Below are 22,558 nucleotides of genomic sequence, written 5' to 3' on the forward strand. Positions count from 1 at the left end.
AGGAGCGGTGTAAAGGAACGAGAGCGAGGCGCCGGGTGGGGCGTAAAGATGGCGTAAAGAGTGGGTTTATGCAGGGTTTACAGCGGGGTTTGCCGTGGCTGGGGGGCCTCTTCGCGGGCAAGCCCGGCTCCCACTTTCGACTGCGTTCTTTCAGTTAAAACTCGGTCAAGTGTGGGAGCGGGCTTGCCCGCGAAAGCGCCCGCCAAGTCACCACCGCACTTATGTGGTGCAACTCATGCCGCATTCAAACGCCAAACCGTCCCTTCGGCGACATAGGCATTGCTTTACGACATAGTTCTGAGGCTTGGCATAGCCACTGCAACACCTTGAATCATTCCAAACAGTTCAAGGAGCGCAGCACAATGAACACACAACTCAAACCCACATTGGGTACCTTGCATCTATGGGGCATTGCCGTGGGGCTGGTGATCTCCGGCGAGTATTTCGGCTGGAGCTACGGCTGGGGCGTCGCCGGTACCTTGGGCTTTCTGGTGACCTCGTTGATGGTCGCCGCGATGTACACCTGCTTCATCTTCAGCTTCACCGAACTGACCACTGCGATTCCCCACGCAGGAGGCCCCTTTGCCTACAGCCGTCGCGCCTTCGGTGAGAAAGGCGGCTTGATTGCCGGCCTGGCCACCTTGATCGAGTTCGTCTTCGCCCCGCCCGCGATTGCCCTGGCCATTGGTGCGTACCTGAACGTGCAGTTCCCGGCACTCGACCCCAAGCACGCCGCCGTCGGCGCTTATATCGTGTTCATGGGCCTGAATATCCTCGGGGTGAAACTCGCCGCCACCTTTGAGTTGGTCGTCTGCGTGCTCGCCGTCGCCGAACTGCTGGTGTTCATGGGGGTGGTCGCCCCTGCGTTCAGCTTCAGCCACTTCGCCCTCAACGGCTGGGCCGGTTCCGACACCTTCGGCGCCCCGGCGATTGCCGGGATGTTTGCCGCCATTCCCTTCGCCATCTGGTTCTTCCTCGCCATTGAAGGCGCTGCCATGGCCGCCGAAGAAGCCAAGGACCCCAAGCGCACCATTCCGAAGGCCTACATCAGCGGCATCCTCACCCTGGTGATCCTGGCCATGGGCGTGATGTTCTTCGCCGGTGGTGTGGGTGACTGGCGCACCCTCTCGAACATCAACGACCCACTGCCCCAGGCGATGAAAACCGTGGTGGGCGACAGCTCCGGCTGGCTGCACATGCTGGTATGGATTGGCCTGTTCGGCCTGGTGGCAAGCTTCCACGGCATCATCCTCGGCTACTCGCGCCAGTTCTTCGCCCTGGCCCGTGCCGGTTACCTGCCGCCCTTCCTGGCCAAACTGTCGCGCTTCCAGACGCCGCACCGCGCCATCCTCGCCGGCGGCGTGGTGGGTATCGCCGCCATCTACAGCGACGGCCTGATCAACCTGGGCGGCATGACCCTGACCGCCGCGATGATTACCATGGCGGTGTTCGGTGCCATCGTCATGTACATCATGAGCATGCTCAGCCTGTTCAAACTGCGTAAGACCGAGCCGTTGCTGGAACGCACCTTCCGCGCGCCGGGTTACCCCATCGTGCCAGGCATTGCGCTGGTGCTGGCGGTGGTATGCCTGGTGGCGATGGCCTGGTTCAATGCGTTGATCGGGCTTATCTTCCTGGGTTTTATGGCAGTGGGCTTCATCTACTTCCAGCTGACCGCACAAGACCGTGTCGATGCGCCGGCAGATGCGATGTTGACCGGACAATAGCGCCTATGAGGCAGAACGGGCCTACACTGAACTACTCAGAAAGCCCGTGACTCAAAGCAGTCATTACCGTGGGAAGCTTTCCCACGGACATCTGCCTCAAGGAGAGCCTTATGCCGTGGTATGCATGGTTGATTATGGTAGTAGCGATCGGGTCGATCGTCGGTGGCCTGATGATGCTGCGTGACAGCGCCAACAAAGTCGAACTCACCGACGAACAACGCAAACGCGTGGCCGAGCGAAATGCGCAGGCGGACGCCAAGGATGCGCAAGACAGATAAAACGCGTGTAACCCCGTGGCGAGGGAGCTTGCTCCCGCTGGGCTGCGAAGCAGCCCCCCCTACTCCCAATCCGCCTTGGCAATATGCAACCCATGTTGCCCCTTGTAGGCCGCACGCTCCGGCTGGCTCCAGCCACTGAGCAACTCATCCTCCAGCCTATAGATCTCAACCCCTAACGGACGACAAACCGTCAACGGGTCCTGCGCCTCCGGCCCCCACATCGGCAGCGACAGATCCCCGCCAGGGCACGTCGACAGCGCACACAGCAGATCAATCTCGGCAAAGAACTCCAGGTAATCGCCCTTCTGCGCCGGACAGGCCTTCATAAAGTACATGTCATCGTGATTGAGCCCGGTGCACTGGAAAATATTCAACACGTCATGCACATCGAACTCCGTCAGCCCATGGGGCAATACCGCACGGGTCAGGTTCGAGTGGCAATGGTGATGAAAGTCCTCCCCCGTCAGCATACGGTTCACATAGGGGTCGCACCGCGTGCCCAACAAATCATGCAAACGCCCACCGTGTTCATCAATGCCGTAGCTGGCCAGGCTGTCATCGGTGATCGTGACCAAGGGCCGTAGAAAAGGCAGGTTCGACCACAACCGATCATGGGTGCTGACATGGGCGCCTTGAAGCTGCCGGGTGCGCGCGGCCCACAAACGTTCGCGTGGGTCGTTGGCGTTCCACACATTGAAATCCCCCACCTGCGGGCCCACCGGCGTGGTCACACGAAACACATGCCCGGCCGGCACCTTCCACGCCCTCCCCGTGCGGATCGGCACCTCGAATTGTTCGATCAACCTGCGCTGGGTTTTCTGATCACGAATGCGCTCATAGAACGCCGTATCCACCTGCAACGCCGAACCTTTGCTGACCTGGTACGCGGCGGGATAGTCTTTGTACATGGGGCACTCCTCCATCAAGGGTGATCAAACAGGGCGAGGGAAAGGCGTTCCGAATCGTCCAGGTACAGGCTCATCGCCTCGCTGGCGGCCTGGGTTTGGTTGCGGGTTAGCAGTGTGTATATCTCATGGTCGCGCTCCAGCCAGGGTGACTGGAACCGCTGCTCATCCGGCGCGGCGCAGAACGCCAGGCGCAATTGGGCAATCACCTGGGCGAAGAACTCGTCGAACAACGGGCTGCCCATCAACGCGACGATCTGTTGGTGAAACATAAGACTGTGGGTGGCCACCGCTCGCCAGTCTTCGCGCTCCCGGGCCAGGGTGGTGGCGTCGATGGCGTTTTGCATACGGCCTGATTGAGCGTCCGTCAGCGGGCCGCTTTGGGCAATCGCCTGTAATTCCAGGGTGCGGCGGACTACGAAGAGGTCACGCACTTCTGCTCGCTCCAAGCGCCGAACCATGACGCCCTTGTTGCGGACATAGCGGGTAAGGCCCTCCTGGCCCAGACGATGCAGCGCCTCGCGAATCGTATTGCGGGATGCGTTGTAGGCTTTGACCAGGTCGGCCTCGATCAGCGGCATGCCTGGCAACAGCCGGCCGCCGATGATGTCGGCGCGCAGTTCCAGGGCGATCTGGTCGGCTAAGGATAGGGTGAGTGGCATTGTTACCTCGAGATTGTTGAACAATCACTGAGGAAGAGGTAACCACGTTTCGTGCCAATGCTGCCTGCGAAGGGAAATCGCAAGGCCGGATAAAGGAAAGGCCGGTCATTAACCGGCCCTCCGCGCTGTTTTCAGATCCTCAATTAATCACCAACCTGTCGCGATTTTTCTCCAGCAGTGCCTTGCCGATGCCTTTTACTTCGAGCAACTCATCCACCGCAGTGAACGGGCCGTTGCTTTCGCGATAGGCGATGATTGCCTTCGCCTTGGAAGAGCCGATACCGAACAGATCGCGACGCAGGGTTTCGGCGTCGGCGGCGTTGAGGTTGACCTTGGCGGATTGCTCGGTCTTGGTCATCTGGGTGGAGATCGGGGTTGGGGACTCTGGCTTGATGGACGGCGCAGCGGTGGTGGCGACAGAGAGGCTGGTGAGGAAGGCGAAGATGAGGGAGGAAATGTAGAGGTTTTGCATTGGTGACGCTCCATGACATCGGTGAGGGAAAAGCAGCTTTTCCGAAGCTGCTTTTCTAACTTAGGCGAATGTTGGAGCATGTCAAAAGCCCGTGAGTAACAGAGTATGAATGACGCCTAATAGATGATTTTCACAACGGTTCATGGCCCAATGATAAAGTTGCACCTGATTGTGAGACTCTGACCAAGGACTGCACGGTGAAAAAGCAATATTTAAACCTGATCGGATTGGCACTTTTCATCCTGTCGATGGTATCGGTTTTCTCGTTTTATCCCGGTGCGATGACATGGGACAGCATGGAGCAGCTCAGACAAGCGAGAGCCGGAGAATACAGCGATTGGCAACCGCCCACGATGGCTTACGTATGGAGTTGGTTATTGCCCTTTACAGATGGTCCGGGAGGGATGTTCCTATTGCAGTGCAGTCTGCTATGGGCAACCGCGCTGATTTTATATAAAGCTTGCATTAGAGAGGAATACTCCTATGGCATGCTTTTCTTGCTGATTCCTATTGCCCCATGGATCATGAACTTCGAATTTACCCTCTGGAAAGATGTGGCCATGGCTTACTCCTGGGGCTTGGCTACTGCAATCTGCTTATATTATAGAGATTGTCAAAAATTCCCCAAGGCTGCTGCGCTGCTTGTCTCAGTATTATTTTTGTACGGCGCGCTAGTGCGAACCAACTCTTTAAGCGCCGGGATCTTTCTGCTGCCATTCTTGATCAACTCAATTTTAAAAATCCATACCATCAAGAGCACAATATTTTTTATATTCATCAGTGGCGCGATAATTGGTCTGGCGCATTTATGCGTTACCCCCTTGATTGGGGCGAAAAAAGCCAATTCAGTTAGTTATGTGATGTTCGATGATATCGTTGCACTCAAGGTCAGAGGCGTCGAAGTGCCTGTAAGCTTTTTGAGTCCAGACGACATGAATGCCATCAAACAGTGTGAGTACCTGAATGTTCATGAAGTGGGCGCCGCCTTTTGTCTGAGCAATGAAAAATTCACCGATATCACCCAAGCGCATTACCAGGAACTCAAAGAAGCGTGGACCCGGTATGTACCGCGGAATATTCTGACGTATGGAGAATTCCGATTGAATGCTTTTTTGAATTTCATACGCTCGCCCTCCCTCCCTCCTTATTACCCTACTGAATTTCGTGTCATGAATCAGCCGTATGAGCCCAATGCAGGAACCAGATCGGTCTCGTCGATAGAAAAACTTACCGCTGGTTACGTTACAACCTCGATAGAAATACTTCCCGAGCTCTTCAAACCTTATAGCTGGCTTATCATATCCATACTATTGATTGGCGCATTTCAACTCAGCCGACAGTGCAGGGCACATTCACTCTGGCTTTTACCCATGTCGGGGCTTTCCTACACGACAAGCTATCTACTCATCACACCAGCCAGCGATCTGCGGTACGCCTACTGGATGATTTTTATAGCCACTCTTTCAATCGTTCTATTCATAAATATCCACTTTAAAAAACCGGCCACATCCAGTTGAGTCGAAAGCTGAACTTCCCCTCGGCCCACGATATTTCTTGCAACAGAGCTAAGGAGCGCTGCCGGTATAGCCTGCGGCAGCCCCGATTCGAGAACGAGTGCTCATCCAAGCCAAAAGCTCTCTTCACGTACCCATCGTGAAGGCTTCAGCACGAGCACGGATCCGGTAGGGTCGGTGAAGGCTAGCGACTCATAGCGTCAAACCACATCGAGGTCGACATACCTCGTGATCGAACGGCCTGCACGTAGGACAGATACCATCCTCATATGATTTAATACGTCACTACTTAGACCGAATTCAGCGTTCGGTAGTGTTTCCAGGACAAATGCAGATAACTCTGCCTGAACCAAAAAACCAAAAAAATGGACAGTTAGTGATGCAAAATTATCAGACTCACGGAATTGGCATTGTTAATATTGGTAAAAACTGCTCGATAGGCAATAACGTAAAATTCATCTTCAAGACCAACAGAACGCTAACCCTGGGCGACTATGTCACCTTGGGCGATGGGGTAAAAGTCATCATTGAAGACGGTGATGTATCGATTGATGATTGGACCACCCTACACTCGGACTGCCTTGTATTAAGTACAAAGGGTGTATCGATAGGACAACACTGCTGGTTTGGCCAAAACTGTGTGATTGATGGCACAGGCGGCCTGACGATCGGCAATGGCGTTAGAGTCGGCATGTATTCGCAAATTTGGACGCACATAGCCGCAGGTGAACAGATTGAAGGCTGTCTCTTCTACTCCGCCGACCCGGTAGTCATCCAGGACAATGTCTGGTTAGTGGGCTCATGCACTGTCGGCTCTGGTGTCACGATTGGTAAGAGGGCCGTGTGTCTCAGCGGCTCGAACATTATCAAGTCAGTGCCAGAAAATGTCACGGTTGCCGGCGCCCCCGCCAAAGTCAAAGAGCATATCAATGCTTACACGCACAAGTCGCTGGATGAGAAATTTGAAATGCTTCGCGGTTGGATCAAGGACTTCTGCGATGAATCCAACCATGCTTTCGCGTTCAAAAACGAAGACAACGAAAAGCTGACAATTCATTCAACCAGCGACTTGAACGACCAGATAATTATGTTCAAGTACACTGAAAGCTACAGCGCTGCGGCTAATCAAGAATTCAAATCCAAAGCGTGCATCGAAACCAAAACCTACACCAAAGGATTTACGCTATCCGAAGAAAGGGTGATGCGTTACCTGTCCGGCAACAAAGCACGTTTTCTAAGGGATTAACTAAAGCCGGCGTGCTTATCACCGTCCAGTGATAAGCACCGGCTTCACCCCGACACAGACCACCGAGCCAGCCACATAAACGTTACATTCCGATTCGTCCTCATCAGGCGAACTGCCCACATGAAAAAACCATGGCATATCGGCCTGCTAACGCGGATTGTAATTGCCAAAACATGACTTAAACAATATCGTCAAGACAGACAGATTCCCCCTAACACTGCTAATTTTTGTCGGTACTTCACCCTTAGGGTATCGCCGCACGGTAGGCAACTCAGCACAACGATATCCCAACCTTGGGGCCCGACATGACAGGTAAGCGAGTAATTCATACGTGATAAAGACATCACGGAACACAGCCAACCTGGAATCCAATAGCATTTTCCGGCTATACGCCCGAAAGCCCTGAGTCGTGTCAGTCCACTTGAACCCCGAGAACATGCTCAACATCGGAGCATGGATAAAGCGGATGGCAAAGTCTCTTGATTTGGGGGTATTTTCAGCCACGCCCCCTGCAACGAATCGCGAAGCTTGTACAAAATCAACGCCCTGCTCCAGCGCTGCTATAAAGCGCGGAATGGCTTCTGGATCATCTTTATCATTACCATCGATGGTAACGATGCCCTCATAACCCTGATCGAGCGCAAAGGAGTAGGCGCAACGAAGCTGTGCACTAAGTTTTCCTGCTGCTGTCTTGACCAATAGCCCCCGCACGCCAAGCGGCTTCAACTCGTGCAACTTCAGGGAACCGTCCGTGGTGCCGCCATCGACAATGATGATGTCAGCAATATTCTCGACGTGAAGTACGGACATCCTCGCGAGTAAATTTTTAATTCGTTCACCTTCGTTAATGACAGGGATTACGACGCACCAGGAGTGTTGGCGTCCAAGCCAGAGTGGGGTGTCATGCGCTGGCACTTCCCATGTTGCGCGAACGGCAGCAATATCCGAAAGGATCATTTGGGTTTCCATCAAGTCACGCGAGCTGTGATCAGCCCGACGCCGGCGATTATCAGTACGATTCCGACCGCTGTGGTCCAGTGGAAGGATTCACGAAAAAAAACAACCGAAAACACAGCAACGGTCGCAATCGCTCCAGCCGTCAGGACCGGGTGGGCAACATTCATCGGGAGCCGCGCCAATGCCGCTGCGTAAAGAACAAAGGCCCCACCATACAAACCGAGCCCTAGCCAAAATGGCCAATTACTCAACGCGCTCATGGGGTCGCTGGGGGACGGAAACTTACGTGGTGGAGTCATGGCCATCTTCACCAATACGCTTGCTGACGCATTGCAGAGAATACCAAGAATGAGAATGAGCCATTTCATATTCATACACTGACCCCACGGTAACGAAGAGTGGCTACCTGGATAGCGCGTTTAATCGACTCTAAATGTGGCTCATTCCCAGTTGCTACCATTTCGATGGACACGAGATGAGCCGGCAGGTAGCGCCCCAGTGCAGCGGCCATTGCCACATGGTCAGTACTGCCATCGCCCAAGGGTAAAAGATTCGGCTCGCTGGCATGCACATGCCCAATCAATTGAGCACAATCTGCCAGGACTTCCAGCGGATCTTCCTGGTTAATCGCGAGTGCGCCTGTGTCAAATTGCATACGAATAGAAGGATGCGCAACAGCACGAACCACTCTGGCAGTCTCAACACTGGTGGTCATAAAGTTCGCGCCGTAACACGCAGGGTTGGGTTCCAGGCAGAGTGTCACGCCGCACGCCTGAGCGAGATCGCCCAACTCACGAAAAAAGGGAATCGCAATGTCCAGCGCCTCTTGATCATTCAGCCCACTGCGATCCCGATTCTTCGGTGAGCCAAAAACTATTCGCGTCCCGCCCAAGCCTGCACCGATTCGACATATTGCGGCCAAGTGTGTAAGCAGATCCGCCCGGCTCCGAGCACTACCAAAGATATTCAGCCCCTTCGTACCAAACAACAGCGCCTGCATACCGGTGATTTCGACTCCTCGCTCAGCCCACCAAGCTTTGACTTGAGCGATATCTTCCCCTGTCGCTTTGGTAAGTTCAGGAAAATACTTTCCAGGGGCAATATCTATCGCATCCACCGAGAACTGCTGAAGCAAGGCAGCGACGGCCTCATCCTCGCAAATGTCCCACGCAATGTTGGATATAGCCAACCTCATGCCTTCAACCCTGTTTCAGGTTTAATCGTGCGGGACTCAGACTGCGCGTATGCCCTGACCGCCAGGATTGTTTCGCGAACACTATTTTGATAGAAGCCAGCAGAATCGAATACGTGAGCGTATTTGGTACGCAAGTCATACGACGCAGGCGAATGGCTCAAGGTATTGGTAAAAGGCAGACCAAAACCTTGCAGCGAGATCTGCTCCACACTGACGGGTGCCGCCGTCAGGTGGACCAACTTGAGCTTGGCATCAAGCGCTGTTTGGATGTCATGCCAGAGGTTAACCATGGGATAAAATTGGAAAACGCCACGGCTGTCAATTGTGTGAAGGTTGTTGTCATTCAAAAAATCAAAAATCACGTTCTTACGTAGCCCCGGGCCTACGAGTCCCGGCAAACGCACAACAAGACAATTCGAAAAATATTTCTCAACAAATATTTCCAATTTCCGGCGATGCAAACCGTAAGCGTGCAAACCTGATTCATCTACAGAGGCATCCTCATCGACCCCTATAGGGTGCTTGAAAACATCTACCGTACTAATCAAAATAAAGGTCTTGCATTTTATGGTTTTAAGATGACCAATCAATGTCTCAATTTTCTTGAGGTCATCTTCAGGTTCCCGGTTAGCGAGCCATTTTTGCGCGGAGGCAGCCGCACACACGACGGTATCGAATGACTGATGATCGATGTCACCGATATTCGTTGAGCGGTACAACGACGCGAAGGCAGTTTGCTTGAGGAGTGTGCCCCCTACATACCCAGAATATCCAATTAGCGCGCTACGCATCCGTACCTCCAGACATCGACGTGGTTTGATCGCTGCCGGTGAAGAAACTCTCAGCATCCAGCTTTTCAAGCACGTCATAAATATTGTCGATTTTACCACCCAGCACTGAGTAGGCGCCTGGCAAACCGGTGTGTTTCTCAAATAGAATCGGCCTTCCGTCGTCGCCTTCATTCTTCAGCAAAACGGTTTTAACCTCAAATAATGAGTCAACATGTTTGGCTTTTAACACTTCAGGGATATAGCGACCTACGTCCCTGAGCATCTTATCAACGCGCGTGGCACGATCATATTGGCCAAGTTTCTGATAAGGATCTAGCCCTTGCAGATCATTCCAATGAAGGTGCGGTGTATAGCGCACATGAGACAATGTATGGAGCCCACGTGCGGGAAACGGCATCATAGAAAAGAACGGACCGTCCATGACTGTAACACCCACATTTTCAAGTGCGGGCGGCATCTGGAGCAGGGCCATTTCTGTAATCTCTTGTTTTAGGCCTAAACCGACGCCTGGAAAGTCTCCGCCAAATTGGTTTAGCCCGCTATAGGTACAGTTGAATACATAGCGGCAGGAAAAGGCTTGCTGCTCTCCCTGCGCCAGGTCGACTACCACCTCCAGTGGTGCCAGCCGCCCCTTTGAAATAGCCACGACGCGGGTTTGATAGTGAACCTGCACACCACTCTCTTTAAGTTCTCGCGAAGCCCAAATGGAAAGTTGCGAGGTGTCAAATGCGCACTCATTGACCCAATATACTTGCTCAATCAATCGAGGTTCAAACAACGCACGTAAAGAAGGCTCAGCCGGTTTGATCCCTGCACCGATCTCTCGGCAAAACCGTTCAAACTGTTTAGCCGTAACTTTGGAGTTGCGTCGGGCAATAGCATAGAGCTTGGTGAAGTCTTGCTTTATGGCGAGCGGCCAATCCCGAACAAATTTCGGCAAGTTTACTCGACTGCGATAGGCAGTGGTAAAACTGCGCGGGTAATGGTAGCCGTTATGGACGCGTGCCTGGTTATTATAAGACGCACGCATCAATAACGCCGATTCGCGCTCAATTAGTAAAATACGCTTGAATCCCCGTTGTCTGGCCAGATAAATAGCGATAGCAGCGCCGTAGAACCCACCCCCGATGACTACCGCATCGTGGCATATTTCGCCTTTGTTAAGCCCCGACATCAGGCACGGTCACTGGTCGGAATTTCCTTATCCGCCGACTCTGATGCCCACTCTTCAACATTCAACTTTTCACAACGGGTCATCCGCGCACTGGTGAACTCTTGCGCAACATGATAAAGCGGCCCCTCGTTCGACAGGCTTGCCATGTTTAGAATGTATTCACCCAACACCAACAACACCAGAGAGATGAGAAAGAACATGCCAGATTGTTGCAATGAGAGACTGATCCAACCTGGAGCAACATCAGTTTTTAAAATGCCCACGGCAATGACGTAGATGCAGTACAGCAGGTTTGCAACGGCCCCAAACAGCGAGAGAGACGTGACCAATCGCATTGGAGCGCGCGTAGTCGAAATCAGCAAGCGCATGCCGCGATCAATGCTTTCACCCAGGCGTTTACGCTGTGAGGTTTGCGGGGGAGAACTGTAATTCAAATAAGCTTTGGCAAAACCACCCGTTGCGGGTAAGTGCCTATAGGTCATTACAGGCTGCGGATGCTGAAGAATGAAATTGATTACTCGTTTGCTCAAAATGCGATACTGCGGCGCCTCTCTGGCCAGATGCACGCCATTGAACCGATTGTAAAGGCTATGGAAAACAGAATTAGCCGCACGGTACATTGGCCCCTGCGCCGGCTTCATCGCGTTATTCGCAAATACAACATCAGCGCCGCTAAGCGCCTGATCAAGCATAGTCGGGATAAAAGCTACATCATCGGCTAACGGGTCAACTACAACGACGAAATCTCCCAGTGCGTTTTCCAGGCCAACCCAAAATGCGGTGTCCGTATCCACTTCCTTGGTTAGCGCATATACCTGCAGATTCGCGAGTCCATTTTCAGCCGTGAGTCCTTTCAATATCGACACGCTGTCATCGTCGGAGGCGTTATCCACCACAATCAATTCATAGTCCGCGACAGTATCAGCAATGATAAGCGCTGCATCAGCGAGAATTCTCTCGACACTGGCCGACTGATTTCGTGCCACGAACACGACAGACAAAAAACAGGGGAAATAATCCATGCTTGCTCTCAAAAGCTAATGCCGAAGCCGAGATCTAAAGGAACGACTAATCCGCCCTCCACCAGCGTGTCCGAGATGGCCGCATACCATGGCCATCGCTTTCGGCCTGGGCGCATCACCTCAGCTCACTTGAGCTTCATTCTACGCTGCTGGTGAACCCAATCGACGATATCGCCATCCGGCGCATAACCGCTTACGGTCTCGCGTAGCAATTGGCGTACCTTAGCGTAGTCATGCACCTCTATCGCGGAAAGCAGATCTCTGAGGACCCCTTTCAGTAGATCCCATTCGAGATAGTCTTCAGAAGCACTCATAATCATTGGATGCTGGGTGGGGGCAACGTTATCGCCAATCAACAGCTCTTCATAGAGTTTCTCGCCTGGCCGAAGCCCACTGAACTCAATAGAAATATCACCATGCGGGTTTTTCTCGGAACGAACACTAAGCCCAGAAAGATTGATCATCTTTTCAGCCAACTCCACGATTTTGACCGGTTCGCCCATATCCAGAACGAACACGTCGCCGCCCAAGCCCATCGATCCTGCCTGAATGACAAGTTGCGCAGCTTCGGGAATGGTCATGAAGTATCGAGTAATTTTCGGATGCGTCACTGTCAGGGGGCCACCTGACTTGATCTGTTTGTGAAAAAGCGGAATGACTGAGCCTGAAGAACCCAATACATTGCCGAAACGTACCATCGTGAAGCGCGTTTTGTTAGGCATGCCTACAGCCGCTAAATCACCGTGCAATTGCGGATTATCTTCACGACTAAGCGCCTGGAGTATCAGCTCGGCCAACCGCTTTGTACTGCCCATCACGTTAGTAGGACGCACCGCTTTGTCCGTTGAAATGAGTACGAAGTTTTGGACTTCCGCCTTGAGTGCCGCCTGCGCCGCACTCAGAGTACCCATCACATTGTTGAGTATGCCTTCAGCGATATTGTGCTCGACCATCGGCACATGTTTATAGGCCGCAGCGTGATAGACGGTATTTACGTTCCAAGACTTCATGAGGTTGAACAGCTGACCTTCGTTGCGCACCGACCCTAAAATCGGAAGCAACAATACAGACAGCGACTCACGGGAGACCCGCTGCTCCAGCTCGGAAACAATACTGTATAAGTTGAACTCGCTGTGTTCAAACAACAACAGTGTAGACGGACGCAGCGCCAGTATCTGCCGGCACAACTCAGACCCTATCGAGCCGCCCGCGCCGGTCACGAGCACTACTTGACCTTTGATACAATGTTCGAGCAATTCCCCTTGGGCAGGAACCGCGTCACGTCCCAGCAAGTCGGCAATATCCACCTCTTGGATATCATCGACCTTAACCCGTCCGCTGGCGAGATCCATAAATCCCGGAACACTACGAACATGCAACGGAAAGCCCTCCAGAAACCCCAGGATTTCCCGGCGACGGGCTCTGTTAGATGACGGGATAGCCAAAAGAATTTCTTGGGCACCCGTTGCGTCAATCATCCTCTGGATGTGTTTGGACTTATAAACCTGCAAGCCGGAAATAACACGATCGGAAATGCTGACATCGTCGTCAATAAAGGCGACAGGCCGCATCACACGCCCCATCCGCAATGCCGCAACCAACTGATTACCCGCGGCGCCTGCGCCATAAATTGCAACCCGTGGCAGGCCATTGTCGCGACTGGTAAATGGCACATGCTGAGCAGCAGAGAACCAGTCGCCCAGGAAGAACTGCCGCATGGCGAGTCTCAACCCTCCGACCATGATCAGGCTCAACCACCAGTAATTGAAGATAATAGAACGAGGCACGACGTTTTGGTGGTTGCTGTACCAGTACACAACCACACCTAATATCAGCGCTGACAGGCTCACGGCTTTGATAATAGCTATCAGCGCATCATTGCCAAAGTAACGCATAACCGCTCTGTACATGCCAAACCGTACATAGAGCGGTATAGCGACAATCGGCGCACACAAGAAAAGCCAGGTATGGGCAACCAAGGGGTTAACAAAATCCTCTACACCCAATCGTACAATGAACGACAGCCAGAGCGCAGTCCATACAAGTAATACATCTACGGAAACTTGAATAAGCCGTTTTTGCCGCCGTGGCAGATCAACTAAAAATGCACGAACCCTATCCATACCTACCTCTGAAGCACCGCATTGTTCAAAAAAACAGTCGCTTGATCTTTCCAATACGCTCCATCCTATCGACAGAGCAACAAATGTTATTCGCTGGCTTCCAACGCCCCCGCCCTGAACCTCCAGGCTAACAATATCAACGGCGTGTACGCGATGATCAACGCGACAATGCCATCAAGCTGTTTAGTCGCGACCAAGCAAGCTAAAGGCAATAACCATAAAATGTTAATGAGGGCAACAGCTACAGTTACAGGAATATGCGCTCTAAACTCGCGTGAGGCGAATTGATAGGCATGGCTGCGATGCGCCTCATATAGTTTGTCACCGCGCAGGATACGCCGACACAGTGTGAAAGTGGCATCAACAATAAACACGCCCAGAAGAATCAACCACCCCCAGAAAAGATCAAACGACATCCAAGCTCCCTGTATCGCCAGGACACCCAAGGATATGCCAAGGAAGCCGCTGCCAGCATCGCCCATGAAAATTCGTGCTTTGGGAAAGTTCCAATACAAGAATCCAGCCACCGCAAAACCAAGAAGCAATGGCACCCAGGCGATGATGGGCGTCGCGCAGAGCCAGTAGAGCAAGGCTGCGCCGAAGCAGGTGGTGATGGCCTCAACACTTGCCAGGCCATCAATTCCATCCATGAAATTGTAAAGGTTGAGCATCCATACCAGGTAAAACGCAGCCAGTATGTGGGCGAACCAACCTAAATCCACCACATAGCCAAAAGCCTCGACAGGGGGTAGGCCGTGACTCCATATCAGCACCCAGACAGCAGCGGTGAAATGGCTCAATAATCGCCAGCGAGCTGGAATATGCCCATGGTCATCGAGGAAACCGACGATCGCAACCAGCAGGCCGGCGCCGAATAGCGCCATGAATGCGTCAAAAGAAAGTACATCCCCGATCCAGAGCACGGGGAGGAACGCGAGAAAGCTCGAGACGATCGCTACCCCCCCTCCACGCGGAGTTGGGACAACATGAGAGCTACGACCATTCGGAAGATCAATGAGATTGTTGTTAAGAGCGTAGCGGCGCAGAGCTCCTGTGAGCACCAACGCCAAAATCAGAATGGCGGGAAACAACCAAAATAATGTCATTCAAATTTACTCTCGAGATAAGCGTTGGCCGTTTTTTTGAGGGACGCATCGAGAGTGACAGGAGGCAACCAACCCAACAGCTGATGATTTTTCGAAATGTCCACTTGCAGTGAGCCGAAGAGCCGGGTTGCTACCCCTTTCTTGCCAACAAGCGTGGCCATAAACATCAATAATTTTACTGGAAACGGGACCAACACAGCCTTAGTTCCAACCGAATGCGCGACCTTGCGTAAAAGCTCTGTGGTGGACACGTCATTGCCATCACTCACCAAAAAAATCTGGTTGGCTGCGGCAGGATGCACCATACAGGTTTTGATCAAGTCAACCAAATTGTCCAAAGCAACAAGGCTGCGTTTATTGTTGACCGAACCCAGCGGCAACGGAATGGAAACTCCCTTCGCCAGGAACGCCATCATATTGCGGAAATTCGCCTTCACACCTGGCCCGTAAACGAGAACCGGTCTGATGATCACAATGTCCATGCCGGTACTCTTGGAAAGGGCCAACAAACCATTTTCGGCTTCCAGCTTGGAAATGCCGTACGGGTCTACCGGGCATGGAGAGTCATTTGCCGTAAAAGGCCTGCCGGGGAGCGTGAACTCGCCGTTTACCTTGATTGAGCTGATAAATACGAAGCGCCGCACCCCGGAAGCCGCAGCTTGGCGCGCCAGGTTCAACGTACCGTCCACGTTGACCTTACGAAACTCTGCCAAAGGATCTGCGCTGTTATCGTTCATCACATGCACGCGAGCAGCGGCATGAACAATTACATCAACATCCTGGGCGAGAGATTCCCAGCGGGCATCACCACCCAGATCGCCCATGGTGATGTACTCGACATCAGGGTGCTCGGCCACACCGATATTGCGAGCGCAGGCGCGTACCTGATAGCTTGCGCTACCAACCAGAGAGTCCAAAAGCGCCCGCCCCACAAAGCCGGAAACGCCCGTCAGGAGCACGACTTTCTTAGTGCCTTCCATAATCCACCAGACCTATAATACAAAAAGTTCAAACGAGATAAGTCATCAAACGCTGATTAACAACGCCAGCGTCAAATTTCTCCTGCGCCATCGCATGGCTTGCCAACCCCATTTGGACTATATCGTCTGGGTGTCTGATGAAATGGATCATCTTGTCAGAGAGTTCTTCCGCAGACCAAGGTGCAACCAAGTAACCGTTGACCCCGTCCACCACAGTGTCCCTACAACCGGGCACATTCGTAGTCAGGATCGCACGGCCAATTGCCATTGCTTCCTGAGTGCTCCGGGGGACGCCTTCACGATAATAAGACGGGAGAACAAAGACACTGGCACCGGAGACCCAGCCAACAACATCAGACACGTGCCCCGGATGCTCAATCACGCCTTCCATCTTCAGTCGCTCTAAATCGTGCGCCTTTAGTCCACCTGGATTCGACTCGTCAATCCCCCCAAGCATCACGAATCGCGCCTCGGGAAATTGTTCTTTCACAATCCGTGCCGACTCGATAAATATATGCACACCCTTTTCCGCCAAGAGTCGCCCGACAAATATGAAGCTCACGGGAGACACGGGAGGTCGGGAATAGGGGTAGTCACTCAATTTCAAGCCGATTCCGCCGAGCACTGAAATCTTATTGACCTTCAGACGATACTTATCAACCAAGTCAATCTGGTCATCTTTGTTCAACAGGATCAATTGCTCAAGAAACGGAAACGCCATTCGATAAAGTGAAACTTGAACCCACTTTAACAGCTTGCGTTTAAACCCCATCCCCTCAGGGAGCTCCGTAAATACGTAGCCGAGGCCTTCCAACATTCCAACCCTGCGTTTGACACCTGCCAACACAGCCGCGAAAGTACCGAATATCACAGGCTTTGCAAAATATGAAAAAACCATGTCTGGCGCGATGGAGCGAAGAATTCTGGATAATTTCAGCGTCGAGGCAAGGTCATTTAACGGGTTTAATCCTGCCCTGCTAATGTGATAATCCATTGGAATGCCGCCCAACGCCCTGACGCCCTCGCGACTTGCACTGTCGTAGTCCAGGGCGAATGCGTAAACAACGTGGCCTTGCTCCGTCATCGCACGGATTAGATCAGCACGAAAGCCCAACACACAGGCAGCAGTAGTTCCTATCAAAGCAATTTTCATTTGGACTGATATCCATCCGGGTTGCTCTGTAACCATCTCCAGGTATCCCGCATCATATCCTCAAGGTCTAATTCCGCACGCCACCCTAGTTCTCTCAACGCCTTCGAGGGGTCAGACCAACATTCGGCAATATCTCCCGGCCTGCGCTCACAGATTTTCTGGGGGACTTCCACTCCTGACACTTTTTCAAATGCAGCGATCACTTGCAAGACAGAATAGCCCACGCCGGTGCCTAAGTTCCAAGCATGTAACCCAGTCTTCTCTGCTATATACCGCAATGCGCTAATGTGGCCGTTCGCCAAATCAGCAACATGAATGTAATCGCGCACGCCCGTTCCATCACACGTTGGATAATCATTACCGTAGATGGACAAATAGGGCAGCTTACCGGTTACTACTTTACTGATATACGGCAGTAAATTATTAGGCGTGCCATTCGGGTTTTCCCCAATCAGCCCGCTGGGATGAGCCCCCACCGGGTTGAAGTACCGAAGTGTCGCTATCGCCCATCGATCATCGGCGCGAACCAGGTCTTCGAGTACCTGCTCAACGATAAGCTTGGAACGACCATAGGGGCTTTTGGGCGCACCAACGGGATATTGCTCAGAGATAGGCATGACTTCTGGCTCGCCATACACTGTTGCCGACGAACTGAACACAAGCCTGAACACGCCCGCTGTCGCCATGGCAGAAAATAGTGAAAGGCTGCCCGCAACATTGGTTTGGTAGTATGCAAGGGGGTCTTTAACGCTATCCCCAACAGCTTTCAACCCAGCAAAATGGATTACGGCATCGAATTTATGCTCGCGAAAAAGCGTCGCGAGGAGTGCCTCGTCCAGAATGTCGCCGAGGACAAATAATGGCTCGCGTCCAGCTATCTGGGCAATCCGAACCAAGGAGACCTCGGAGCTATTAGCCAGGTTGTCAAGCACGACAACGTCCCAACCGACGCCCAGTAACTCGACCACCGTATGAGATGCTATGTAGCCAGCACCTCCAGTTACTAATATCTTCACAACTTCGTCTCCAACGGCCCTTCACGACCGCATGAATATAAAATGATCGAGAGCCAGATACACGCTCTGCTGCTGTTCACTAGATGCAGAATGAGGCTGCCTCTCTAATCTCCATTGGGAAAGCCGATAAAATGATAAGGCATGAACGGAGAGGGCCCAATACCCTCCTCGGCTACAAAATTCCTGTAGCCACTCGCCGCGCTCAAAACGCCCGCCATAATGAAGGCGAGTTTGATTGTTGTGTCAAATTTCAAGGCCAGACGGCTATAGGTCAAGAGAATCGCAACGGGAAAGGCGAAGGATATCAAATCCAAAAATCGCAAACCGGCATACGACACCGCTGACACCAACCAAAAAGAAATGGTGAAACCAGCGCCTAACACTATGAGTTTGGTTTTTTCCGCATTTGGAAGTTTTGAAAAGAACAACGCTGCCACGAACAGCAATAATACCCCGACCTTACTCAGGCCCGACAGCGGATTTGGAGACTCTGAATCCTGATAAGACAGCAATTTGGCGAGAAAGTAGTCACCATTCAAACTCAGTAAAAACAACAATGCACATACTACAAACGGGACAACCAAGACATTACTTGTCTTCAGCCAACGAGACCACGATGCCCAGATAAACAGCAACGACACCAGAGACGAGTAGTGAAACAACAGGGCAGATACCGCCAGCACCATTCCAGATTTATACCTAAGCTGACGCACGTTCTGCGTGGCCAGCAACAGCAACATTGCCGCCAGTCCAATTCGTAACCCGTTCATGCTGTACTGATAAACAAAGGTCGGCAAAATATAGGCGATGAGCAAAAAACGTTCGTTCTTGTCGGCACGACCCAAGTATAGAAACAACATCGCAAAAATCAGAAAGCTGAGCACCCTCACTGCGATGACGCCTGAGTCTGAAACAGACAATAACGCTTTACCCAATAATACGAAACCCGGCTCCATGCCACCCCAGACATAGTCTGCCGAAAAGCCTTCAACGATCAACTCGTAGTTGGCCGTGTCTGTGCCTACGGCACCGCGCATGACCGAAAACACCATAAATACAATCAAAGATATTGCGATAAACAGGCGCGTCCTGTTACCCGCCAACCCGGTCAGGAAAAACATGAGATACAGTATGCCCCAGCCAATTAGATATATCATCCCAGGCTTGATCCCAACTTAATCTTAAGCACTCTGCGTATATAACGCATGACCGACCACCCTTTTAGGAGACACCGACGGACAGATCCAATTCGACCCTCACGAAAAAGATGGTCATAGACATCCAGCTCCCCCTTTTCCATTGCCCACATATTACTGCTCAGTCCGGCATGCCCATAAATGGGCTTGTGGCAAAACGTCAAGGGCAACTCAAATGAATAGCCGCGAGCGCCACTACCCAGCAACTCGCACCACAGCAGGTAGTCCTCGCAGAACCTCTTATCCGTTGAAAAACGAAAAGCCACATCTTTCTTGATCATGACCGAGGGCGTTGAAAATCTATTGGATTTCAATAAAGCCGGGAAGGTAACTTGATAGAATCCTGCCTGCGAAGCGTTATAAACTTGATGCGGCATCGACTCCGAACTCAGCGTCTCACAGATCTGTCCGGTTAGCGTCACCTCTGGATTTTCCAGCATCCAGCCATACTGAAGCTCGATTTTCTGTGGGTGCCAACTATCATCGGAGTCTAGAAACGCAATATAGGGCTGCGACGCCATTTCCCATGCCGTGTTGCGAGCCGCTGCGGGTCCTGCGTTTTTTTCCAACGCGCAAACCCGCACCCAGTCCTCCGGGTACTCTGTGACCAATGACTGAAGAAAGTCTAGAGTGCCGTCCGGACTTGCGTCGTCGACCAGCAATACCTCGGCCGGTCTCAGCGTCTGGGCAAACACTGAATCAAGCGCACGCCGAATTGTTCCCTTGCAGCGATAACAAGGAATCACAACGCTCACGTTAGCAGACGTGGCGCTACGGGCGCCCTTTTCACACAGCATGTTCTGGCTCACACCTTCGTAATTATGAAGTAACAGAAGTTCACGAATTTGACTCAGGAAAATTGATCTTCGAGCCGCGCGCATCTAAGACTTCACGTAGTTTTTCGCTGCCGATCAACGTGTTGTTGAGCTGATCAAAAACCTCGACATTCTTCTCGACGTATCGTGCACGAACCCGGTTAATTATCCTTGACAAGCCCCATACAAATTCTGAACACACTGAAAATACTAACTGTGCAGTAATCTTCAGAACACCAAATTCTGCGCAAGCTGCCTTCAGGGAAGCCAATGTATATTTATACGAGCCTGGAAAGTAAACGAAACACTTCAATAACAACCTGCCAAAATTCGGATTCAGGCTCTTACCGCCTTGGGACTGAACTCTCTCGACGGCCTTAAGCAAAGAATACGACCACACCGTGGGAACCGAATAAAATTCGGGTATTCGGGCATCCCACACCAAGTTTTTGAACGGCGCAATATGAGCATTATCTCTTAACGCTCCGTAGTGCCCGCCCGTTACGCTCTTGCCTGAAGTACTTTGACCCGAGGCGCCTGGTACGATGACCGGATAATCGACCAGCACGCACGAGGTGGACTCAGTGGCGATCAGCAATGAACTGTAGATATCAGGACTGACGCCGCCAAACAGCGCGCCGTACTTCCCCTCAATCCTCTTGGCCAATGTGTTTGAAATCATACCTGCATACGCTCGCGGCATACCAAATACGCCACCGCCAAAATTATCCAGAGCGTAATTGACCGACGCTTTGACGTCGTGTCGAACCACATCACCTGTGAACGGGCTCATGTGCAGCGTGCCAAAATAAGAATCGCCACGGGTTGAATGTTTGAAATCATCCCAGTAGTACAACGCAGGAAAATTGAATTTCAGCGCATCAACATCGTGTTTTTTAGCCCAATGGGCAACATCAATTATTTCCTTCGCGACGAAATCATCATCGCCGATGAAAACTAAATAATCACCATCTGCCGACTGCAACCCAAGGTTGAAGTTATCGACCACACTGATGCCCTCAGTCGAACGAACCAACTTCAAGCGTGTTTCTGGATATAGACCTTTAAAGGCTTCTGATATTTCGTCAACCGGGCTTGAGTCACAAACCACTACTTGAATTTCTTCCGACAAATCCAATATAGATCGGATTGACGGAATCGCGTAGCGCGCCCGATTATGCGTAGGGATAATGACACTCAGAATGCTCATACTATTGACCAAGACTGTGCTGAATATAGGACAATGTCATGAGCAACTTCTTAATATCTTCGCCTTTCAGCAATTCTGTATTGTGCGACGTATAGTCGTCGATTGCGTTTGCCTCTGGCTGACCTTCAATAATAAATTTATCATAGTTCAGGTCGCGGTTATCCGCCGGAATTCGATAGTAACGTCCCATGTCTTTGGCTTTGGCCATTTCTTCTCGAGACACCAAAGACTCATAGAGTTTTTCGCCGTGTCGAGTACCAATAATATTAACCGGCACGTGGCTATCAAAAAGCTCCTTCAACGCGTTCGTCAGATCACCGATGGTACTGGCCGGCGCCTTCTGCACGAAGATATCACCCTGCTCGCCATGTTCGAACGCATGCAATACCAAGTCCACGGAGTCTTCAAGACTCATGAGGAACCGGGTCATGTTCGGGTCAGTCACCGTGAGAGGGGCACCCGCTTTGATTTTATCCACGAACAACGGAATGACCGAGCCACGGGAGGCCATTACATTACCGTAACGGGTTGCGCACAACACTGGGCCGCCGTCGCGGACTGTCCGCGACTTTGCGATCAATACCTTCTCGCCCATCGCCTTGGAAATACCCATAGCGTTGATAGGGTAGACCGCTTTATCTGTACTCAGCAGAACAACGCGTTGTACTTTGTTATCAATCGCCGCATTGAGTACGTTCTCTGTACCGATGATATTGGTCAATACAGCTTCCATCGGGTAAAACTCACAAGACGGCACTTGCTTCAGTGCGGCAGCATGAAATACGTAATCGACCCCGGCCATTGCGCGACTGATGCTCTCGTAATTTCTCACATCGCCAATGTGAAATTTCACCTTGGGATTGTTCAGTGCAATCCGCATGTCTTCCTGCTTCTTCTCATCGCGACTGAACACGATGATCTCCTTAACCGCAGTGTCGAGAAAACGCTTCAGGACAGTATTACCGAATGAGCCTGTGCCACCGGTGATCATCAAAACCTTATTGTCAAACATACCT

The 22,558-nt window shown here is 51.9% G+C and carries 22 protein-coding genes; 4 read left to right on the forward strand and 18 right to left on the reverse strand.

The window, feature by feature from the left end; translation table 11 throughout:
• Positions 1-362 precede the first annotated feature (362 nt).
• Both eat and APH41_RS28535 read left to right on the forward strand, forming a co-directional pair.
• The gene (eat, locus tag APH41_RS23770) at positions 363-1,727 is read left to right on the forward strand and encodes an ethanolamine permease (protein WP_054921824.1); all 1,365 of its coding nucleotides are present in this window, start codon (positions 363-365) and stop codon (positions 1,725-1,727) included.
• A 110-nt stretch (positions 1,728-1,837) separates the two neighbouring features.
• The gene (locus tag APH41_RS28535) at positions 1,838-2,005 is read left to right on the forward strand and encodes a DUF2897 family protein (protein WP_003172675.1); all 168 of its coding nucleotides are present in this window, start codon (positions 1,838-1,840) and stop codon (positions 2,003-2,005) included.
• A gap of 59 nt (positions 2,006-2,064) precedes the next feature.
• On the opposite strand, the gene APH41_RS23775 is transcribed toward APH41_RS28535, so the two are convergent.
• From APH41_RS23775 to APH41_RS23785, 3 genes are all read right to left on the reverse strand, one after another.
• The gene (locus APH41_RS23775; protein ID WP_054921826.1) at positions 2,065-2,913 is read right to left on the reverse strand and encodes a DUF1989 domain-containing protein; all 849 of its coding nucleotides are present in this window, start codon (positions 2,911-2,913) and stop codon (positions 2,065-2,067) included.
• 14 nt (positions 2,914-2,927) lie between these two features.
• Entirely contained in the window at positions 2,928-3,572 is a 645-nt protein-coding gene (locus APH41_RS23780) for a GntR family transcriptional regulator (RefSeq protein WP_054921827.1), read from the reverse strand.
• Between the two features lie 139 nt (positions 3,573-3,711).
• On the reverse strand, positions 3,712-4,044 hold the full coding sequence (locus APH41_RS23785) for a ComEA family DNA-binding protein (RefSeq protein WP_054921829.1): 333 nt from the start codon (positions 4,042-4,044) through the stop codon (positions 3,712-3,714).
• Positions 4,045-4,241: 197 nt separating this feature from the next.
• Between APH41_RS23785 and APH41_RS23790 the strand changes: the two genes are divergently transcribed.
• Together APH41_RS23790 and APH41_RS23795 are read left to right on the forward strand one after the other, a co-directional pair.
• The gene (locus APH41_RS23790) at positions 4,242-5,561 is read left to right on the forward strand and encodes a hypothetical protein (RefSeq protein WP_054921832.1); all 1,320 of its coding nucleotides are present in this window, start codon (positions 4,242-4,244) and stop codon (positions 5,559-5,561) included.
• A 376-nt stretch (positions 5,562-5,937) separates the two neighbouring features.
• Positions 5,938-6,804 carry an acyltransferase gene (locus APH41_RS23795; RefSeq protein WP_054921834.1) on the forward strand — a complete coding sequence of 289 codons (867 nt, stop codon included), beginning with the start codon at positions 5,938-5,940 and terminating at the stop codon, positions 6,802-6,804.
• Positions 6,805-6,951: 147 nt separating this feature from the next.
• Here APH41_RS23795 and APH41_RS23800 read toward each other — a convergent pair whose 3' ends face one another.
• The 15 genes from APH41_RS23800 to APH41_RS23870 form a co-directional block, all read right to left on the reverse strand.
• Positions 6,952-7,761, reverse strand: coding sequence for a glycosyltransferase family 2 protein (locus tag APH41_RS23800; protein ID WP_054921837.1), 810 nt, complete (start codon positions 7,759-7,761; stop codon positions 6,952-6,954).
• A gap of 11 nt (positions 7,762-7,772) precedes the next feature.
• Positions 7,773-8,135: a multidrug efflux SMR transporter gene (locus APH41_RS23805; RefSeq protein ID WP_232241726.1), complete on the reverse strand. Its 363-nt coding sequence runs from the start codon at positions 8,133-8,135 to the stop codon at positions 7,773-7,775.
• A complete protein-coding gene (locus APH41_RS23810; RefSeq protein WP_054921842.1) occupies positions 8,132-8,956 on the reverse strand; it encodes a sugar phosphate isomerase/epimerase in 825 nt (274 codons plus the stop codon). The genes APH41_RS23805 and APH41_RS23810 overlap by 4 nt, the downstream gene beginning before the upstream one ends.
• The gene (locus tag APH41_RS23815) at positions 8,953-9,747 is read right to left on the reverse strand and encodes an NAD(P)-dependent oxidoreductase (RefSeq protein ID WP_054921844.1); all 795 of its coding nucleotides are present in this window, start codon (positions 9,745-9,747) and stop codon (positions 8,953-8,955) included. Before APH41_RS23815 ends, APH41_RS23810 begins: the two co-directional genes overlap by 4 nt.
• The gene (locus APH41_RS23820; RefSeq protein ID WP_054921846.1) at positions 9,740-10,921 is read right to left on the reverse strand and encodes an FAD-binding oxidoreductase; all 1,182 of its coding nucleotides are present in this window, start codon (positions 10,919-10,921) and stop codon (positions 9,740-9,742) included. The genes APH41_RS23815 and APH41_RS23820 overlap by 8 nt, the downstream gene beginning before the upstream one ends.
• Positions 10,921-11,943: a glycosyltransferase gene (locus tag APH41_RS23825; RefSeq protein ID WP_054921849.1), complete on the reverse strand. Its 1,023-nt coding sequence runs from the start codon at positions 11,941-11,943 to the stop codon at positions 10,921-10,923. The genes APH41_RS23820 and APH41_RS23825 overlap by 1 nt, the downstream gene beginning before the upstream one ends.
• Positions 11,944-12,068: 125 nt before the next feature.
• Positions 12,069-14,066 (reverse strand): nucleoside-diphosphate sugar epimerase/dehydratase, encoded by a 1,998-nt coding sequence (locus APH41_RS23830; RefSeq protein ID WP_054921852.1) that lies wholly within the window; start codon positions 14,064-14,066, stop codon positions 12,069-12,071.
• 86 nt (positions 14,067-14,152) lie between these two features.
• The gene (locus APH41_RS23835; RefSeq protein ID WP_054921854.1) at positions 14,153-15,172 is read right to left on the reverse strand and encodes a glycosyltransferase family 4 protein; all 1,020 of its coding nucleotides are present in this window, start codon (positions 15,170-15,172) and stop codon (positions 14,153-14,155) included.
• Positions 15,169-16,152 (reverse strand): SDR family oxidoreductase, encoded by a 984-nt coding sequence (locus APH41_RS23840; protein ID WP_054921856.1) that lies wholly within the window; start codon positions 16,150-16,152, stop codon positions 15,169-15,171. The genes APH41_RS23835 and APH41_RS23840 overlap by 4 nt, the downstream gene beginning before the upstream one ends.
• 28 nt (positions 16,153-16,180) lie before the next feature.
• Positions 16,181-17,305 carry a glycosyltransferase family 4 protein gene (locus APH41_RS23845; protein ID WP_054921858.1) on the reverse strand — a complete coding sequence of 375 codons (1,125 nt, stop codon included), beginning with the start codon at positions 17,303-17,305 and terminating at the stop codon, positions 16,181-16,183.
• Positions 17,302-18,321, reverse strand: a complete 1,020-nt coding sequence (gene galE, locus APH41_RS23850) for a UDP-glucose 4-epimerase GalE (RefSeq protein WP_054921861.1) — start codon at positions 18,319-18,321, stop codon at positions 17,302-17,304. Before galE ends, APH41_RS23845 begins: the two co-directional genes overlap by 4 nt.
• A 104-nt stretch (positions 18,322-18,425) precedes the next feature.
• Positions 18,426-19,442: an EpsG family protein gene (locus APH41_RS23855; RefSeq protein WP_172415457.1), complete on the reverse strand. Its 1,017-nt coding sequence runs from the start codon at positions 19,440-19,442 to the stop codon at positions 18,426-18,428.
• 32 nt (positions 19,443-19,474) lie between these two features.
• A complete protein-coding gene (locus tag APH41_RS23860) occupies positions 19,475-20,398 on the reverse strand; it encodes a glycosyltransferase family 2 protein (protein WP_082430495.1) in 924 nt (307 codons plus the stop codon).
• Positions 20,355-21,542: a glycosyltransferase family 2 protein gene (locus tag APH41_RS23865; protein ID WP_054921868.1), complete on the reverse strand. Its 1,188-nt coding sequence runs from the start codon at positions 21,540-21,542 to the stop codon at positions 20,355-20,357. Before APH41_RS23865 ends, APH41_RS23860 begins: the two co-directional genes overlap by 44 nt.
• A gap of 1 nt (position 21,543) precedes the next feature.
• Positions 21,544-22,554: a polysaccharide biosynthesis protein gene (locus tag APH41_RS23870; RefSeq protein ID WP_054921871.1), complete on the reverse strand. Its 1,011-nt coding sequence runs from the start codon at positions 22,552-22,554 to the stop codon at positions 21,544-21,546.
• Positions 22,555-22,558: the final 4 nt, after the last annotated feature.

This window comes from Pseudomonas sp. NBRC 111138, from assembly GCF_001320835.1.
In the GTDB taxonomy this organism is placed as follows: domain Bacteria; phylum Pseudomonadota; class Gammaproteobacteria; order Pseudomonadales; family Pseudomonadaceae; genus Aquipseudomonas; species Aquipseudomonas paracarnis.

Excerpts from the sequence above, each read along its gene's own strand:
- APH41_RS23800 (WP_054921837.1), bottom strand. The coding sequence starts at position 7,761 with ATGATCCTTTCGGATATTGCTGCCGTTCGCGCAACATGGGAAGTGCCA.
- APH41_RS23815 (WP_054921844.1), bottom strand. The coding sequence starts at position 9,747 with ATGCGTAGCGCGCTAATTGGATATTCTGGGTATGTAGGGGGCACACTC.
- APH41_RS23830 (WP_054921852.1), bottom strand. The coding sequence starts at position 14,066 with ATGGATAGGGTTCGTGCATTTTTAGTTGATCTGCCACGGCGGCAAAAA.
- eat (WP_054921824.1), top strand. The coding sequence starts at position 363 with ATGAACACACAACTCAAACCCACATTGGGTACCTTGCATCTATGGGGC.
- APH41_RS23785 (WP_054921829.1), bottom strand. The coding sequence starts at position 4,044 with ATGCAAAACCTCTACATTTCCTCCCTCATCTTCGCCTTCCTCACCAGC.
- APH41_RS23860 (WP_082430495.1), bottom strand. The coding sequence starts at position 20,398 with ATGCGCGCGGCTCGAAGATCAATTTTCCTGAGTCAAATTCGTGAACTT.
- APH41_RS23865 (WP_054921868.1), bottom strand. The coding sequence starts at position 21,542 with ATGAGCATTCTGAGTGTCATTATCCCTACGCATAATCGGGCGCGCTAC.
- APH41_RS23825 (WP_054921849.1), bottom strand. The coding sequence starts at position 11,943 with ATGGATTATTTCCCCTGTTTTTTGTCTGTCGTGTTCGTGGCACGAAAT.
- APH41_RS23805 (WP_232241726.1), bottom strand. The coding sequence starts at position 8,135 with ATGAATATGAAATGGCTCATTCTCATTCTTGGTATTCTCTGCAATGCG.
- APH41_RS23845 (WP_054921858.1), bottom strand. The coding sequence starts at position 17,305 with ATGAAAATTGCTTTGATAGGAACTACTGCTGCCTGTGTGTTGGGCTTT.
- APH41_RS23835 (WP_054921854.1), bottom strand. The coding sequence starts at position 15,172 with ATGACATTATTTTGGTTGTTTCCCGCCATTCTGATTTTGGCGTTGGTG.
- APH41_RS23795 (WP_054921834.1), top strand. The coding sequence starts at position 5,938 with ATGCAAAATTATCAGACTCACGGAATTGGCATTGTTAATATTGGTAAA.
- APH41_RS23820 (WP_054921846.1), bottom strand. The coding sequence starts at position 10,921 with ATGTCGGGGCTTAACAAAGGCGAAATATGCCACGATGCGGTAGTCATC.
- APH41_RS23775 (WP_054921826.1), bottom strand. The coding sequence starts at position 2,913 with ATGTACAAAGACTATCCCGCCGCGTACCAGGTCAGCAAAGGTTCGGCG.
- APH41_RS23855 (WP_172415457.1), bottom strand. The coding sequence starts at position 19,442 with ATGTTTTTCCTGACCGGGTTGGCGGGTAACAGGACGCGCCTGTTTATC.
- APH41_RS23810 (WP_054921842.1), bottom strand. The coding sequence starts at position 8,956 with ATGAGGTTGGCTATATCCAACATTGCGTGGGACATTTGCGAGGATGAG.
- APH41_RS23780 (WP_054921827.1), bottom strand. The coding sequence starts at position 3,572 with ATGCCACTCACCCTATCCTTAGCCGACCAGATCGCCCTGGAACTGCGC.
- APH41_RS28535 (WP_003172675.1), top strand. The coding sequence starts at position 1,838 with ATGCCGTGGTATGCATGGTTGATTATGGTAGTAGCGATCGGGTCGATC.
- APH41_RS23870 (WP_054921871.1), bottom strand. The coding sequence starts at position 22,554 with ATGTTTGACAATAAGGTTTTGATGATCACCGGTGGCACAGGCTCATTC.
- APH41_RS23840 (WP_054921856.1), bottom strand. The coding sequence starts at position 16,152 with ATGGAAGGCACTAAGAAAGTCGTGCTCCTGACGGGCGTTTCCGGCTTT.